Annotated in this window: 11 protein-coding genes and 1 pseudogene; 5 read left to right on the top strand and 7 right to left on the bottom strand. The window is 72.5% G+C overall.

The window, feature by feature from the left end; translation table 11 throughout:
• Positions 1 to 535: hypothetical protein (locus GV126_RS24595; protein ID WP_236570092.1), on the top strand; the 535-nt coding region annotated here is incomplete at its 5' end.
• Between the two features lie 402 nt (positions 536 to 937).
• Here GV126_RS24595 and GV126_RS24590 read toward each other — a convergent pair.
• Positions 938 to 1,552, bottom strand: a complete 615-nt coding sequence (locus GV126_RS24590) for a hypothetical protein (protein ID WP_159670662.1) — start codon at positions 1,550 to 1,552, stop codon at positions 938 to 940.
• Between the two features lie 306 nt (positions 1,553 to 1,858).
• Between GV126_RS24590 and GV126_RS24585 the strand changes: the two genes are divergently transcribed.
• Positions 1,859 to 4,012 carry a RecQ family ATP-dependent DNA helicase gene (locus tag GV126_RS24585; RefSeq protein WP_159670659.1) on the top strand — a complete coding sequence of 718 codons (2,154 nt, stop codon included), beginning with the start codon at positions 1,859 to 1,861 and terminating at the stop codon, positions 4,010 to 4,012.
• A gap of 214 nt (positions 4,013 to 4,226) precedes the next feature.
• A complete protein-coding gene (locus tag GV126_RS36640) occupies positions 4,227 to 6,314 on the top strand; it encodes a DUF4192 domain-containing protein (RefSeq protein WP_236570091.1) in 2,088 nt (695 codons plus the stop codon).
• 245 nt (positions 6,315 to 6,559) lie between these two features.
• On the opposite strand, the gene rnhB is transcribed toward GV126_RS36640, so the two are convergent.
• The 4 genes and pseudogenes from rnhB to GV126_RS24560 all read right to left on the bottom strand — a co-directional run bounded on the left by rnhB (position 6,560) and on the right by GV126_RS24560 (position 10,015).
• Positions 6,560 to 7,261 (bottom strand): ribonuclease HII, encoded by a 702-nt coding sequence (gene rnhB, locus GV126_RS24575; RefSeq protein WP_159670656.1) that lies wholly within the window; start codon positions 7,259 to 7,261, stop codon positions 6,560 to 6,562.
• A gap of 443 nt (positions 7,262 to 7,704) precedes the next feature.
• Positions 7,705 to 8,613 carry an ADP-ribosylglycohydrolase family protein gene (locus GV126_RS24570; protein ID WP_159670653.1) on the bottom strand — a complete coding sequence of 303 codons (909 nt, stop codon included), beginning with the start codon at positions 8,611 to 8,613 and terminating at the stop codon, positions 7,705 to 7,707.
• 12 nt (positions 8,614 to 8,625) lie between these two features.
• Positions 8,626 to 9,285, bottom strand: a complete 660-nt coding sequence (locus tag GV126_RS24565) for a histidine phosphatase family protein (protein WP_159670650.1) — start codon at positions 9,283 to 9,285, stop codon at positions 8,626 to 8,628.
• Between the two features lie 150 nt (positions 9,286 to 9,435).
• Positions 9,436 to 10,015: pseudogene (locus GV126_RS24560) on the bottom strand (DUF4937 domain-containing protein).
• Between the two features lie 156 nt (positions 10,016 to 10,171).
• Between GV126_RS24560 and GV126_RS24555 the strand changes: the two are divergent.
• Positions 10,172 to 10,705 carry a TerD family protein gene (locus GV126_RS24555; RefSeq protein ID WP_159670644.1) on the top strand — a complete coding sequence of 178 codons (534 nt, stop codon included), beginning with the start codon at positions 10,172 to 10,174 and terminating at the stop codon, positions 10,703 to 10,705.
• Between the two features lie 217 nt (positions 10,706 to 10,922).
• On the opposite strand, the gene GV126_RS24550 is transcribed toward GV126_RS24555, so the two are convergent.
• Both GV126_RS24550 and nrdR read right to left on the bottom strand, forming a co-directional pair.
• Positions 10,923 to 13,811 carry a vitamin B12-dependent ribonucleotide reductase gene (locus GV126_RS24550; RefSeq protein ID WP_159670641.1) on the bottom strand — a complete coding sequence of 963 codons (2,889 nt, stop codon included), beginning with the start codon at positions 13,809 to 13,811 and terminating at the stop codon, positions 10,923 to 10,925.
• Between the two features lie 161 nt (positions 13,812 to 13,972).
• Positions 13,973 to 14,533 (bottom strand): transcriptional regulator NrdR, encoded by a 561-nt coding sequence (gene nrdR, locus GV126_RS24545; protein WP_159670638.1) that lies wholly within the window; start codon positions 14,531 to 14,533, stop codon positions 13,973 to 13,975.
• Positions 14,534 to 15,337: 804 nt separating this feature from the next.
• Here nrdR and lexA point away from each other — a divergent pair.
• Positions 15,338 to 16,114 (top strand): transcriptional repressor LexA, encoded by a 777-nt coding sequence (gene lexA / locus GV126_RS24540; protein ID WP_159670635.1) that lies wholly within the window; start codon positions 15,338 to 15,340, stop codon positions 16,112 to 16,114.
• Positions 16,115 to 16,311: the final 197 nt, after the last annotated feature.

Here is a 16,311-nt window from a genome sequence, read left to right as displayed (position 1 = left end):
TCCCGTACCAGGCCCCCGCCCCGCGGCTCCGCCGCGCCCCGGTCGTCCCGGCCGCAGGGGGCCGGCGCCGGCGCAACGTACGCCGCGGGACGTGGCCGCGTCCAAGCCCGGACCGTCGGCTCCGGCCCCCCGTGCCGCTTCGTCCACCCCGCAGATCCAGCTGATCCCTGCCTCCGCCGAGGGTGCGCTGGACGCCGCCGAGGAAGCGGTCGACCTGCTCCTGGAGTCGGGCCGTGCCCCCGGCGACGTGCTGGTCATCACCACCGGTGACCCGCACCCGTGGGCCGCGCACGAGCTGACCTTCGGGGAGGCCTCCTACTGGGCCCAGCACGACGCCCGTGACGACGTGTTCTACACGGACGCCGCCCTGGCCCCCCGCGCCGCCGCGCGTCCGGTGGTCGTCGTCGCCGTCAACGGCGGCACCGACGCTGCCGCCGCCACGGTCCTGCCGCTGGCCCACTCGCGGGCCGAAGCGCTGCTGATCGTGTGCGGCGATCCCCAGCAGATCAACTCGGTGCTGGGCGCGGGCGTCTGAACGGCCCCCGGTGACCGGGAGGTTGCTCCCGGCCGTCCGGGGCCGTGCAGGGCGACAGCCGTCGCTGCGGCACCACCGCACGACGGCTGCTTCGGCATGCGCGCAAGCGACCTCCCGCCGGGCGTTCGTGGGTCCTGGGTGTCCGTGCTTCCTGGACCCGTGGCGGGACGATCACGCCTCCCCGTGAGGACGGCGGGCACGGGCGCAGCCCGGACAGCCCGCGCAGGCACCCCCGGCATGGGCCGGAACCCCTGCGCAGGCCGCGCAGGCACCCCGGCATCAGCCGGTACGACCCCGTACAGGCCGCCGTTGGCGGGACGTGTCGGCGGGCGGCGGGCGGCGGAAGCTGTCGCCGAGAACGTGACCAGGGGGCGGCGAAACCTCGCGCCCGGATGCCGGTCCTCAGCGGGCCGCCGCCCGGCGCAGCACGTCGGAGGCCGCGCCTCCGGGCCGTGGCCGCGGCGGCGGTAGCTCGGCCGTCTCGAAGGGCTCGGGCGCGGAGCCGGCGTTCGGCCGACGGCCGCCGCGGCCCTCGCCCAGCACCTGCCAGCCGTCCGGGGTCAGCGTGATGTACGCCCCGCAGCGCAGCCCGTGCAGGGTGCAGGCGTCACGCAGGCCCCACATCCACGCGCCGTCCTCCTCCGTCCAGCGCGCGTCGCCCTCGCGGCAGTACAGAAGCACGGCGGTGCGCACCGGAGTTCGGCGCCGCAGGTCGTGGGGGATGACCCGACGCAGCTGGTCCAGCAGCGCGTTGCGGAACATCCAGCCGTCGGCGGGCGCCGGGCGGCGGACGAACGAGGCACTGGCCCGCAGCCGTTCGTCCGGGTCGAGGACCGCGACCACGGCGGTCGCCGGTCGCGGCCGGTGCCGGGCGTGGAGCCCGCTGACGACGTCACGGGGGTTGCGCAGCAGAGGGATGCCCGCGGCGGCCCACTCCGCGGGTTCCAGCACGCGATGGGCGGAGGCGGCGGACGTCGACAACGATGCCGCCGAGGACGGAGCGAATCCGAAGGTCACGTTCCTCCCTTCGGCTACGCGCCCACACTGCGGGCGGGGTCGGATTCGGGAGCGCACCGCAGCAGAGCCCAACCAAATCACGGCCCAGCCGTGCGGGAGCGGACTTCAATTCTTCCTGTCGAACTGGGATGCGGCAACGAGCAATTGGGGCCACCGACCGTTATCGGACGGCCCGTGCCTTTTATCCCCAGCGGGATATACCTACCCGGCGCCGAGCCCCGCGACGCCTGAGAGCGGCCGATCGTCCCGTGGCCGTCACCCTGAGTGAAGTGGCCGAGGGGGCGCGGTCTCGGGTTGCATGGGGCCATGGACACTCCGCAGCTGCGCGCCGAAGCCGATGCCGTTCTTGCCGAGCTGGTCGGTGCCCCAGGGGCACGGCTGCGGGAGGACCAGTGGCAGGCGGTGGCGGCTCTGGTGCGGGAACGCCGGCGTGCCCTGGTGGTGCAGCGCACCGGCTGGGGCAAGTCCGCGGTGTACTTCGTGGCCACCGCTCTGCTGCGCCGGCGCGGCGCCGGCCCCACGGTGATCGTCTCGCCGCTGCTGGCGCTGATGCGCAACCAGGTGGAGGCGGCGGAGCGGGCCGGCATCCGGGCGCACACGATCAACTCCGCCAACCCGGAGGAGTGGGAGTCGATCTACGGGGAGGTCGAACGCGGGGAGACCGACGTGCTCCTCGTCAGTCCCGAGCGTCTCAACTCCGTCGACTTCCGCGAGCAGCTGCTGCCCCGGCTCGCCGCCACCACCGGTCTGCTGGTCGTCGACGAGGCGCACTGCATCTCCGACTGGGGCCACGACTTCCGGCCCGACTACCGCAGGCTGCGGTCGATGCTCGCCGACCTCGCCCCCGGAGTGCCGGTGCTGGCCACCACCGCGACCGCCAACGCCCGGGTCACGGCGGACGTGGCCGAGCAACTGGGCACCGGCGGCGGTGAGGCCCTGGTGCTGCGCGGCTCGCTGGAGCGGGAGAGCCTGCGCCTCGGCGTCGTGCGGCTGCCCGACGCCGCGCACCGCCTGGCCTGGCTCGCCGAGCACCTGCACGAGCTGCCGGGCTCCGGGATCATCTACACGCTCACCGTCGCCGCGGCCGAGGAGGTCACCGCCTTCCTGCGGCAACGCGACTTCCAGGTGGCCTCCTACACCGGGCGCACCGAGAACGCCGACCGGCTGCAGGCCGAGGCCGACCTGCTCGCGAACCGCGTCAAGGCGCTCGTGGCCACCTCGGCGCTCGGCATGGGCTTCGACAAGCCGGACCTGGGCTTCGTCGTCCACCTCGGGTCACCGTCCTCGCCGATCGCCTACTACCAGCAGGTCGGCCGGGCCGGGCGCGGCGTGGAGCACGCGGATGTGCTGATGCTGCCCGGCAAGGAGGACGAGGCGATCTGGCGCTACTTCGCCGACACCGCCTTCCCGCCCGAGGCGCAGGTGCGCCAGACGCTCTCGGCCCTCACCGACGCCGGCCGGCCGCTGTCCGTGCCGGCCCTGGAGGCGGTGGTGGAACTGCGCCGCACCCGGCTGGAGACCCTGCTGAAGGTGCTCGACGTGGACGGCGCCGTCCAGCGCGTCAAGGGCGGCTGGACCGCCACCGGCGCCCCCTGGGAGTACGACGCCGAGCGCTATGCGCGGGTGGCGCGCCAGCGCGCCGCCGAGCAGCAGGCCATGCGCGACTACGTCGGCACCTCGCAGTGCCGGATGGAGTTCCTGCGCCGGCAACTGGACGACGAGGGCGCCGCCCCGTGCGGCCGGTGCGACAACTGCGCCGGCCCCTGGATCGATTCCTCGGTCTCGGCCGAAGCGCTGACGGGCGCGCTGAAGGAACTCGACCGCCCGGGAGTCGAGATCGAGCCCCGCCGCATGTGGCCCACCGGCATGCCCGCGCTCGGCATCGACCTCAAGGGGCGCATCCCGGCGGGCGAGCAGTGCTCCACCGGGCGCGCCCTGGGACGCCTGTCCGACATCGGCTGGGGCAACCGGCTGCGCCCGCTGCTCGCCGAGAACGCGCCCGACGGACCGGTCCCCGACGACGTCCTGCAGGCCGCGGTGGCCGTCCTCGCCGACTGGGCCCGCTCCCCGGGCGGCTGGGCGCCGAACGTCCCGGACGCCTCCGCCCGGCCGGTCGGCGTCGTCGCCGTGCCCTCCCTCACCCGACCGCAGCTCGTCGGCTCCCTCGCCCAGGGCATCGCGGCCATCGGCCGCCTGCCCTACCTGGGCGCGCTGGCGTACACCGGAGCGACCGGCACCCACGCGGCGAGCCGCAGCAACTCCGCGCAACGCCTCAAGGCCCTGTCCGGCGCCTTCACCGTCCCCGAGGAACTGGCCCGGGCCCTGGCCGGCGCGCCCGGCCCCGTCCTGCTCGTGGACGACCGCACCGACTCCGGCTGGACCCTCGCCGTGGCCGCCCGCCTGCTGCGCCGCGCCGGTGCCGAGCAGGTGCTTCCGCTGGTCCTCGCCGCGGCGGGCTGAGCAACCGGGCCGCCCGGGCTGCGAGGTGCGCGAAGACACCGTGCCGAGGGGGTGCGGACGTGCCCCGGATCGAAAGAAGGGGGAGCGGACGTGCCCCTTGTTCGAAGCAGGGGTGCGGACGTGTTCCTGACCGAACCAGGGGTGTTGGCGTGCCCCTGATCGAAGTTGTCCACAGGGTCAAACGGAGATCGGGATTCCGCGAGATCGTCGTCGCATGACGAATCACAGCCACACGACCGGACCCCTCGGCAGCGGCCACATCACCTACGCCGGACCCGGGCCCGAGCACCAGGTCACCCTGCGCACCCCGGCCGAACTCGCCGACGCCCTGCCCTACCTCCTCGGGTACCGACCCGAGGACAGCATCGTCCTGGTCGCCCTGCACGACCGGGGCGGACGCGGCAGGTTCGGCGGCCGGGCCAGGCTCGGCATCCCGTCGAACAGGCGTGACTGGCCGTCCGCGGCCCGGCAGCTGGCGCACGGCCTGATCACGGGCAGCGAGCGCAGGGGCGCCAAGCCCGAGCAGATGGTCGCCTTCCTCTGTCAGGAACCGGCGGCGGGCGAGACGGCACGCGAAGTGATGCAGAGGCTGCGGCCCCTGGCCCAGAAACTCCGCACCGAATGCGGGCGCCTCGATGTGCCGGTGATCGAGGCGCTGTGCATCTCCGCAGGCCGCTTCTGGTCCTACTGCTGCCCGACCGAGGGCTGCTGCCCCGACGAGGGCCGGCCCATGGGGCTGCCCGGCACCTCCGTGCTGGCCGCCGCGGCTGCCTACGCCGGCATCCAGGTGCGGGGCAGCCTACGGGAGCTGCAGGCCAGGTTGCTGCCGTGGGAGACCGCGGCGGCCCGGCAGCAGGAGAGCGCGCTGGACGCCGCCGGCAGGGCTCTGGTGCCCAGGATGCTGAACGAGACGCACCGCGAGGCGGTGGCGGTGGAGACCCTGGAACTCGCCGAAGGGGTCATGCGGCGCTTCGCCGAGGCACCGGCCGTTCCCGGCGTCGCCGCCGCCGACCTCCGCGACGACCGGATGCTCGAGGACGAGGAGGCGGCCAGGCTCATCCTCGGCCTGCAGGACCGCACGACGCGCGATCGCGCCGCCGAGTGGATGGAGGGGGAGGAGGCCGGTTGGGCCCTGCGGCTGTGGCGGGCCCTGGCCCGCCGCTGCGTCGGGCCGTACGGCGAGCACGCGGCGGCGCCGCTGACGCTCGTGGGCTGGGTCGCCTGGTCGACCGGCGACGAGCTGGAAGCCCGGGAGGCCTTGGCCATGGCCCTGGGCGCGGACCCCGACTACCTCTTCGCACGCCTGCTGCACCAGGCGTGCAACGAGGGACTGGATCCCGAGTCGGTACGCCGCTGCCTGCGCGCGGCACGCGCGGAAAGGACCCGGCCACCCGGGGCGGAGACGGCCGGGACGACCGGGATGTCCGGGAGCGCGGTGCCGGTGGAGCCCGCGGAGGCGGCAGAAGCGGCGGAGACGGCCCCCGGCCGGACCGCAGCGGGAACCGCCTCGAGCCAGGAAGCGACGGACGCTGCGATCCGCGAGGCCGCGGAGGCCTCGCACCACGCACCGGCGGTGAGCGAGGCGGACGGCGACGGGGGCGAAGACGACGCGGATGCCTCGCACCACGCATCGGCGGTGAGCGAGGCGGACGACGACGGGGGCGAAGACGACGCGGATGCCTCGCACCACGCACCGGCAGTGAGCGAGGCGGACGGCGACGCCAGCGAAGACGACGCGGGCGAACACGATGCGGGCGAAGGCGACGCGGGCGAAGACGGCGAGAGCGGCGACGCAGACCGGAGCCACCACCGCAAGGCGCACGAGTCCGGTGCGGAGGAATCCTCGGGCGGCGGGCAGAGCCGCACAGCCGCAGCGGCGGCGGACGCACGCCCCAGGGCGTCCGGAGACCGCTCTGACCGCCCTGACAGCGCTGACCGCTCTGACCGTGGGGACTGCGCTGACCGCACTGACGGCCCTGACCGCTCTGACCGTGAGGACTGCGCAGACCGCCCCGCCTGCGCTGACCCGGCTGACGACGCCGGACGCGGCGCCGGGGGAGCGGGAGCCGTGGCCCGGCGCCGGCGTCGGGCCCGTGCCGACGGCCCGCGTCCGGGCGTGCCCGGGCCGGAGGGGACCCGCCCGGCGTCCCGGGCCGACGGCGTGCGTCCCGCTGCTCCCGTCACGCCGGGGAAGCCGGGCCGCGCTCGCCCGCGCGTGGAGCCGAAGGCCGGTGCGCGGCACCGCGGCACAGGCCGACCGGGCCCGACCGCGCGAAGCGCCGAGCCGGAGGAGCGGACGTGAACCCGGCGCGGGTCCCTTCCAGCGACGGGCCGACGCCGGCCTTCGACCCCCAGCCGCCGCGCAACCCGCCCGGCCTGGTACGGGACGGGGGGTCGGCGCGGTACGGCCGCTGGCCGGAGTGGCGCGGGGACCCTGGGCACTCTCGTGAATCTGAGGCTCCTCGGGAATGAGAGGCATGGGCTGATATTTATCAAACGTTGGTGCGGCCCGCGTGGGCGGGTGCCGCACGCGGGCAGGCGACGCCGTCAGAAGTCGAAGCCGAGCTGACCCTCGATTTCCGGAACGGACCCGTCCGCCCAGACGCGGACCTTCTTGAGGTGCCGCCACCTGGGCAGCGCATCAAGATACGCCCACGACAGCCGGTGGTACGGGGTGGGCCCCCGCTCCTCCAGCGCGGCCTTGTGCACGGGCGACGGATATCCGGCGTTGGCCGCGAAATCGAAGTCTGCATGGTCGATACCCAGTTCGGCCATCATTTTGTCGCGGTGCACCTTGGCGATCACCGAGGCCGCCGCGACGGCCACGCACAACCGGTCGCCCTTGATGACCGTACGAACCCGCCACGGGGCACCGAGGTAGTCGTGCTTCCCGTCGAGGATCACCGCGTCGGGACGGACCGGCAGTGCCTCCAGGGCCCGCACGGCGGCGAGCCGCAGCGACGCCGTCATCCCCAGTTCGTCGATCTCCTCCGGGGAGGCGTGACCGAGTGCGTAGGCCGTCACCCACTTCTCCAGCTCCGCGGCGAGCTGGGTGCGCCGCTTGACGGTGAGCAGTTTGGAGTCGGTGAGGCCCACGGGCGGCCGACGCAGTCCGGTGACCGCCGCGCAGACGGTGACGGGACCGGCCCAGGCGCCGCGCCCCACCTCGTCGACACCGGCAATGACCTTCGCTCCGGTCGTGGCCCGCAGGGAGCGCTCGACGGTGTGAGTAGGTGGTTCGTACGGCATGGCGCCCTTAGCGTACGCCGCCCTGATCGCGCCGCGACACCCCGGTTCCCCCTGGACGCGCGCCACCGCCGCGTCCCGGCGGCCGGGGCCCCGGCGGACGCGGCGGCGGCGCCGCCGACCGGCCGGTCGACTGCTCCGGACCCGCGCCCGTGCCTTCACTGGTGCACATCGTTGTGCGGCACCTCACCCATGGCCGCGACGGCATCCAGGACCTGCCCGTTCGCGGCACCGCACGCCTCGCCATCCCCCCCTGCACGCCATGGCCGGTGACCGCCCGAGGACGCCTGGCGGACGACTTCACGACTCCGCTTCCGGCTCCCTCGAAGAGCGCGCCACGGAAGCGTTCCGCCCGGTCCGGATCGCATTCGTGAATCACCGATCACCGCACGGAGCAGGTGACCAAGGCACGAGAAACCGTGGGTCGCCGGCCGGGCGGCAAGGGCTCAGTCCGGCACCGGCACCCAGTCGGGCAGCGGTTCGGTGCGGCGTACCCACTCGGCAGGTGGCGCCCCCGCCTTCGCGGAGGCGAGGACCCCGCCGACGATGGCGCAGGTGGTGTCCACGTCACCGCCGGCGCGGACGGTCGTCCAGAACGCGTTCTCGAAGTCCCCGAGGCCCCGGGCGGCCGACCACAGCGCGAACGGGACCGTGTCGTGGGCCGTCGTGCGCCGTCCGCAGCCGAGCACGGCCGCGACCGTCGCCACGTCGTCGTAGTCCAGCATGTCGCGGGCGCGCCGCAGCCCGGCGCCGACGGCGCTGCGGGCCGGAACGAGCGCGATGACGCCGTCGAGCAGTCCCTGCGCGGTCCGCGGTCCGCCGGGGGCGGCGGCCAGCGCGGCGGCCGCAGCGACGGCCATGGCGCCCACCACGGCCTCGCGGTGCTGGTGGGTGGGGTAGGCGGAGATCTCCGCCTGGTGGGTGGCCTGTTCCGGGTCGTCCGCGTACCACGCGCCCAGCGGGGCGATCCGCATCGCCGCGCCGTTGCCCCACGATCCCTGCCCCTTGAAGAGCGCGGCGGCCGGCTCCCGCCAGTCCACGCCCTCCCGGACCAGGCCCAGCAGGTGGCCGACCGCCTGCCCGTAGCCCCGGTCGGCGTCGTGGTGCCGGGCGAAGGACTGTGCCAGGGCGTCCTGGTCGATGCGGTGGTGGGAGGCCAGGACGGCCACCACGGAGCAGGCCATCTCGGTGTCGTCGGTCCACCGCCACGGGCCGGGCGGCAGTTCGCGGCGCCGGAGCAGCGGATAGTGGGCCGGCACGGAGAACTGCGAGCCGAGCGCGTCCCCCACCGCGAGACCGCGCAGCCCGGCCAGGGCGCGAGCCAGTCGCGCGCCGGGAGAGGAGTCAGGGGTCATGGCTCACCCACTCTATCCAGTGATCCCGTAGGGCTCCGGGTCGCGCCACCGGTCGAAGGGCCGGTCCAGGGCGTACTTGCCGTCGTCTCCGAGAACGAGCATCCGCATCTCGCCGTTCCCGGGGTTCGACAGGCACTCGAACTCCGCGACCGTCCAGTGGAACCAGCGCATGCAGAACAGCCGCATCGCCAGGCCGTGGGTCACCAGCAGCACGTTGGGCGGGTGGTCCGGGGCCTCGAAGCTGCGGAAGAGGCTCTCCAGGAAGCCGCCGACCCGGTCGTAGACGTCGGCGCCGGACTCGCCCTGGGCGAAGCGGTAGAAGAAGTGCCCGTAGGCGTCCCGGTACGCCTTCTGCAGGCGTACGTCGTCGCGGTCCTGCCAGTTCCCCCAGTCCTGTTCCCGCAGCCGCGGCTCCTCGCGCACGCGTATGAGATCGGGGTCCAGGTGGAAGGCGCGCAGGGTCTCGTGCGTGCGCCGGTACGGGGAGACGTACACGCTCACGCGCTCGCGGCCGAACAGCTCGCGCAGTTCCTTGCCCGTCTCCTCGGCCTGCTGCCACCCTCGTTCGGTGAGGGCCAGCGCGTGGTCGGGTTCGCGCTCGTACACACTGTCGTCAACATTGCCCGTTGACTCACCGTGCCGGACAAGAACGATGCGCCGTGGTCGTGCCATGCCAAAACACTAGATCGGGTGACGCCCGATCGAAGACTCGAACGGCCCCCGTACGGCGTACTTCACACGCGCCGTGCACGCCGGGCGACCGGAGGCACACGGGGAGTCCGCGCGTGCGCCGGGCACCCCTCGCACACGCCGTGCACCCGCTCACACCGTCCAAGCCGGCTCCAGATCCACGAGGTCGCCCGTCAGGGCCGCCACGTCGGCCTCCAGCTGGGCACGCAGCGCGAGCCGTTCGATGCGCTCCGTGCGGTACTTTCCGTGCTCCGCGGACGACTGCCACATCGACAGCACCAGGAACTCGTTGCCGGGGGCCTCGCCGAACAGACCGCGGACCATGCCGGGCGAACCGGCCATCGCCGGGTTCCAGACCTTCTCCTGCATCAGCGTGAAGTGCTCGGCGCGCTCCTCGTGCACCCGGCACAGGGCCACCCGCAGCAGGTCGGTGTCGGTGAAGCGCGGCTCGAAACCGGTCTTCACGTCGAACTTGTGATCGAAGAGTCGGACCTGAGCGTCCCTGAACGTGCCCGCCTGGGTCGCTGCGAGCCGGTCGTGGGAGCGGGCCATGAGGGAGTCGTAGAAGGCGCGGCTCTCCCAGAAGGCGAAGACGTGGGCCACTCCCTGCCGCGTCCGGCTCCAGCCACCCCAGAAGCCCCGCCCACTTCCGCTGCCCGCGCTCGAAGCCGCGGCGGTCCACCACGGTGCAGCGAATCCACTTGACCAGCACCGCGCCATGGTAAGGCCCTGGGCGTGGCGTCGGTCACTGTCGCGGGGACGGCGCCCGCGCGAGCACCGCCGCGCCCATGGCACGATGGCAACCAGCGCCCGGCTCCAGGAGGTTGGGGCAGGACGGGGCGCACGGGACCGGGGAAGGGGGAGTCCGGTGAGCGGGCTCAGCAAGGGCATCCGCACGATCGAGATCGCCGTCAAGTGGGACCCGAGTCCGGCCGGAGCGCCGGCCACCGATCTGGACATCGTGGCGGCCACGTTCCCGCAGAGCGATCCCTACGGTGATCCGGCCTACCTGGTGCACTTCGACAGCCGGTCCCCCGACGGCACGATCCACCTCAACCGGGACAGCCAGGACGGCAAGGGCTTCGGCTGGGACGAGGTCATGACCGTCGAGCTGGACCGGCTGGACGCCCGGTACGCGCGCGTGGTGGCCGGAGTGGTGATCCAGCAGCAGGGTGGACACCGTACGTTCGTCGACGTGCGCTCCCCCGGCCTGCGCATCCGCGAGGGCTACACCGTTCTCGCCGAGGACGACTTCGGCGGGGTGCTGGGGGCGAGCGCGGCCACGGTCGCCGAGTTCGTCCGCGACGCGTCCGGTGCCTGGGTCTTCCCCCCGGGCGTGCACGGCTTCGACGGCGACCCGGCCGCCTTTGCCCAGAACATGGGCCGCGCCCGCCGGTCGTAGCCCCCGCCGACCATGAGTCCCGCCGGCCGTGGTCGGCGTCCTCCGAGTCTGCTGATCACCAGATCACCGAGGGATCGGAGGGGGTCGGGCGGGGTAAGGCGGGGCCGGGCAGATCGGCTCGTCTTCCGGCCACTGCGGCCGAACGGACGGGTGGGGTGCCCGCGCGCCGCGGACACCCCACCCCAGCGCCGTCACGCGCTCACGGACGGCTGAACGATCAGCTGCAGCCGCTGGTCGAGCCGCAACCCTCGCAGATGTAGCAGGAGCCGGCCCGCTGCATCTTGGTGCCGCAGGAGAAGCACAGCGGGGCGTCCGCCTGGATGCCCAGCTGCATCTCCACCAGCTCGGCGTTGGTGTGCGCCTGCTTCGGGGCGGGCGCGGCCGCCTCCGCCTCGGCCTTCGGCGTGCCGACGGCCTTCAGGTCGGTCTGGCGCGGCGCCGACTGGGCCAGGCCCTCGACGTCGACCTCCTCGTCGATCGGCTCGTAGGAGCCGGTCTCCAGGTGGCGCTGGCGCTCCTCGGCGGAGTGGATGCCGAGTGCGGAGCGGGTCTCGAAGGGCAGGAAGTCCAGCGCCAGGCGGCGGAAGATGTAGTCGACGATCGACTGCGCCATCCGCACGTCGGGGTCGTCCGTCATACCGGCCGGCTCGAAGCGCATGTTGGTGAACTTCGAGACGTACGTCTCCAGCGGCACGCCGTACTGCAGGCCCACCGAGACGGCGATGGAGAAGGCGTCCATCATGCCCGCCAGGGTCGAGCCCTGCTTGGACATCTTCAGGAAGACCTCACCGAGACCGTCGTCGGGGTAGGAGTTGGCGGTCATGTAGCCCTCGGCGCCGCCGACGGTGAAGGAGGTGGTGATGCCCGGACGGCCCTTGGGCAGGCGCTTGCGGACCGGGCGGTACTCGACGACCTTCTCGACCTTGGCCTGGACCTCCTCGGTCTCCGTCTTCTCCGCGGCCGATTCCTTCTTCTTGGCGGACAGCGGCTGGCCGACCTTGCAGTTGTCGCGGTAGATCGCCAGCGCCTTGACGCCCAGCTTCCACGCCTCGAAGTAGATCTCCTCGACCTCCTCGACGGTCGCCGACTCCGGCATGTTGACCGTCTTGGAGATGGCGCCGGAGATCCAGGGCTGGATGGCGGCCATCATGCGGACGTGGCCCATCGGGGAGATGGCCCGCTCGCCCATCGCGCAGTCGAACACCTCGTAGTGCTCCTGCTTCAGGCCCGGCGCGTCGATGACGTTGCCGTGCTCGGCGATGTGGGCGACGATCGCCTCGATCTGCTCCTCCTGGTAGCCCAGGCGGCGCAGGGCCTGCGGGACGGTGCCGTTGACGATCTGCATCGAGCCGCCGCCGACCAGCTTCTTGAACTTGACCAGGGCGAGGTCGGGCTCGACACCGGTGGTGTCGCAGGACATGGCCAGGCCGATGGTGCCGGTCGGGGCGAGGACGGACGCCTGGGAGTTACGGAAACCGTTCTTCTCGCCGAGGCGCAGCACGTCCTGCCAGGCCTCCGTCGCGGCGGCCCACACCGGGGTGTCCAGGTCGTCCATGCGCACGGCACGGGCGTTGGCGTCGGAGTGCTGCTTCATGACGCGCAGGTGCGGCTCGGCGTTGCGGGCGTAGCCGTCGTAGGGGCCGACGACCGCGGCCAGCTCGGCGGAGCGCCGGTAGGCGGTGCCGGTCATCAGGGAGGTGATGGCACCGGCGAGGGCGCGGCCGCCGTCGGAGTCGTAGGCGTGGCCGGTCGCCATCAGCAGGGCGCCGAGGTTGGCGTAGCCGATGCCGAGCTGGCGGAAGGCGCGGGTGTTCTCGCCGATCTTCTGGGTCGGGAAGTCCGCGAAGCAGATCGAGATGTCCATCGCGGTGATGACCAGCTCGACGACCTTCTGGAAGCGCTCGGTCTCGAACGACTGGTTGCCCTTGCCGTCGTCCTTGAGGAACTTCATCAGGTTCAGCGACGCGAGGTTGCAGGACGTGTTGTCCAGGTGCATGTACTCGCTGCAGGGGTTCGAGCCGTTGATCCGGCCGGACTCCGGGCAGGTGTGCCAGTGGTTGATCGTGTCGTCGTACTGGATGCCCGGGTCGGCGCAGGCCCAGGCGGCCTCGGCCATCTTGCGGAAGAGGGCCTTGGCGTCGACCTCCTCGATGACCTCGCCGGTCATGCGGGCCCGCAGGCCGAACTTGCCGCCCTGCTCGACCGCCTTCATGAACTCGTCGTTGACCCGGACCGAGTTGTTGGCGTTCTGGTACTGGACGGAGGTGATGTCCTCGCCGCCGAGGTCCATGTCGAAGCCCGCGTCGCGCAGGGCGCGGATCTTCTCCTCCTCCTTGACCTTGGTCTCGATGAAGTCCTCGATGTCGGGGTGGTCGACGTCGAGGATGACCATCTTGGCGGCGCGGCGGGTGGCACCACCGGACTTGATGGTGCCGGCGGAGGCGTCGGCGCCGCGCATGAAGGAGACCGGGCCGGAGGCGTTGCCGCCGGAGGAGAGCAGCTCCTTGGAGGAGCGGATCCGGGAGAGGTTCAGGCCGGCGCCGGAGCCGCCCTTGAAGATCATGCCCTCTTCCTTGTACCAGTCGAGGATCGACTCCATGGAGTCGTCGACGGACAGGATGAAGCAGGCGGAGACCTGCTGGGGCTGCTTGGTGCCGACGTTGAACCAGACGGGGCTGTTGAAGCTGAAGATCTGGTGCAGGAGGGCGTAGGCCAGCTCGTGCTCGAAGATCTCGGCGTCGGCGGGCGAGGCGAAGTACTTGTTGTCCTCACCGGCCTTGCGGTACGTCTTCACGATGCGGTCGATCAGCTGCTTCAGGCTGGTCTCGCGCTGCGGGGTGCCGACGGCACCGCGGAAGTACTTGCTGGTGACGATGTTGACCGCGTTCACCGACCAGAAGTCGGGGAACTCGACGCCACGCTGCTCGAAGTTGACCGAGCCGTCGCGCCAGTTGGTCATGACGACGTCACGGCGCTCCCAGACCACCTCGTCGTACGGGTGTACGCCGGGGGTGGTGTGGATGCGCTCGATCTGCAGCCCCTTGTTCCCCGCCTTCGCGCCCTTGGCTCGGGAACCTCGTGCCGGACCGCTCGCCGTCTCTGTCATGCCGCCTCCCTGTACGGGCAAAAACGCCCTGAAGTGCCCCGATGTTCCGGAGACACGGTGTTCTGTCTGGTGCTGCGGGCACCCTCAGTCGCTGCCGCCCGCAACCGTCTTCCTCGCCGCCGCTGAGCCGGGCCGGACGCGCGTCCGGACCGGCCCGCCGATCAGTCGGCGGCGCGTGCGGGCTCGGGGACCTCAGCCGTCCCCGCGCGCCCGCGATCGTCTTCCTGGCTCCCCGCGACGGCGCCGTCGCCGCCCTCCTGCTGCGCGGCGGGGCCTCGCGCGCCTTCCCTGAGTTCCGCGATGGCGGCCTCGAAGTCCTCCAGCGAGTCGAACGCCCGGTACACGGACGCGAACCGCAGGTAGGCCACGAGGTCGAGTTCCCGCAGCGGGCCGAGTATGGCCAGCCCCACGTCGTGGGCGGCCACCTCGGCGCTGCCGCTGGCCCGCACCGCCTCCTCGACCCGCTGGCCGAGCTGGGCGAGCGCGTCCTCGGTGACGGGCCGGCCCTGGCACGCCTTGCGCACACCGTTGATCACCTTGGTGCGGCTGAAAGGCTCGGTGACTCCGGACCGCTTGACCACCATGAGTGAGCACGTTTCCACGGTGGTGAACCGGCGGGAGCAGTCAGGGCACTGGCGGCGCCTGCGGATCGACGTGCCGTCGTCGGCCGTGCGGCTGTCGACGACGCGACTGTCGGGGTGCCTGCAGAAGGGGCAGTGCATGGACTCCAACCCTCCTCACAGCAGACTCAATAGCCTCGCTGGGACTCACAGGCCCCGCGAAGCAGCCCCAAGCATAGGCGATGTTCGCGGGCCCGCAGACCCGGGGGAACACAACTTCTGGGCTGCCGTAGCCATCCAACCACTACATGTAGGGATCGGCATGAAGACGGGCCGGGAGAGGCGCGTGTCGCGCGGGGCGGCGGCGAGGCGCGCGCCGGAGGGCGCCGGGACGGCCGCGACACATCGGCGGCACTCCGCCCCCGGAGGTGCCGCAGGCGCCCGTGGGGCCACGGCCGGGCGACCGACCCGCGCCCCGTGCGCCCTGTGCCGCGAACCGCGTCAGGGTCACACTGTGCGCTCTGCGTCACAACCCCTCGAAGCGGCCGGACGCGGACGCGCCCTGCGCCGGGGACGCACTCGTGATGCGGCCGCAGGCACACCGCCGGCACGCGGCACGGATCGCGCGCAGGCGCGGACACGCCGAGCGCAACCGTACGGAGATCCCGTGAGCACCGCGCGGAAGACACGCGGAAAACGCGTGCGACTCCGCGACAGACCGGGGATGCGCTCTCGGTTGACGAACCTGCGGATGGCAGACTGGGGCGGCGCCCGGGAACGGAGCGCACCCCGGCGGTGAAGAGTACAGCAATAGGGGCTTTTGTCCGCCGGACACCGCGTAACCCATACACCCAGTTACAAGATCAAGACAGGCAATCCGCGCTTTTTCACTCGAACGTGTGTTTGGCGCAACCTTTCGAAAGCAACTACCGTTGTGCCGGAGGGAGACCACCGAGAGGGGCCGACGTGACCACCACCGCAGACAGTGCCACCATCACTGCCCAGGACCGCCCGGGCCGACTCGAGCCGGTACATGCGATGAACGAAGCCGCGAATCCCGAGGGGCACAAGCGCTCCCTGCCGGGCCGACCTCCAGGCATCCGGGCGGACAGCTCGGGCCTCACCGAACGGCAGCGCCGGGTCATCGAGGTCATCAGGGACTCCGTGCAGCGGCGCGGCTACCCGCCGTCCATGCGCGAGATCGGCCAGGCCGTCGGCCTGTCCAGCACCTCGTCGGTGGCCCACCAGCTCATGGCGCTCGAGCGCAAGGGCTTCCTCCGCCGCGACCCGCACCGCCCGCGCGCGTACGAGGTCCGCGGCTCCGACCAGGCCGCTCCCCTCCAGCCCACGGACACCGTGGGCAAGCCGGCCGCCTCGTACGTGCCGCTGGTCGGCCGGATCGCCGCCGGTGGGCCGATCCTCGCCGAGGAATCGGTCGAGGACGTCTTCCCTCTCCCCCGGCAGCTGGTCGGTGACGGCGAGCTGTTCGTCCTGAAGGTCGTCGGCGACTCGATGATCGAGGCCGCGATCTGCGACGGCGACTGGGTGACGGTCCGCCGCCAGCAGGTCGCCGAGAACGGCGACATCGTGGCCGCCATGATCGACGGCGAGGCCACCGTCAAGCGGTTCAAGCGCGAGGACGGCCATGTCTGGCTCCTCCCGCACAACGCGGCCTACGACCCGATCCCGGGCGACGACGCGACCATCCTCGGCAAGGTGGTGGCGGTCCTGCGGCGCGTCTGAGCGACGCCGCGGACGGCTCACCGACCGCCCCCTCGATCGGGCCCCGGAACCCCTGCGCCGGTTCCGGGGCCTTGTGCTGTGCGGCCGGATCCCGACCTTGTGCTGCGCGTGGGAGGCCGGCGGACGCCCCGGCCGTGCTGTGCCGACGGCTCGCCGCGGCCCTGTGCCTCGACAGCCTGCGGGCATCCCGCTGTCCC

The organism is Streptomyces mexicanus, assembly GCF_902506575.1.
Taxonomy (GTDB): domain Bacteria; phylum Actinomycetota; class Actinomycetes; order Streptomycetales; family Streptomycetaceae; genus Streptomyces; species Streptomyces mexicanus.
Note: the sequence above shows the minus strand (reverse complement) of the source record. Positions and strands in the feature narration are given on the sequence as shown.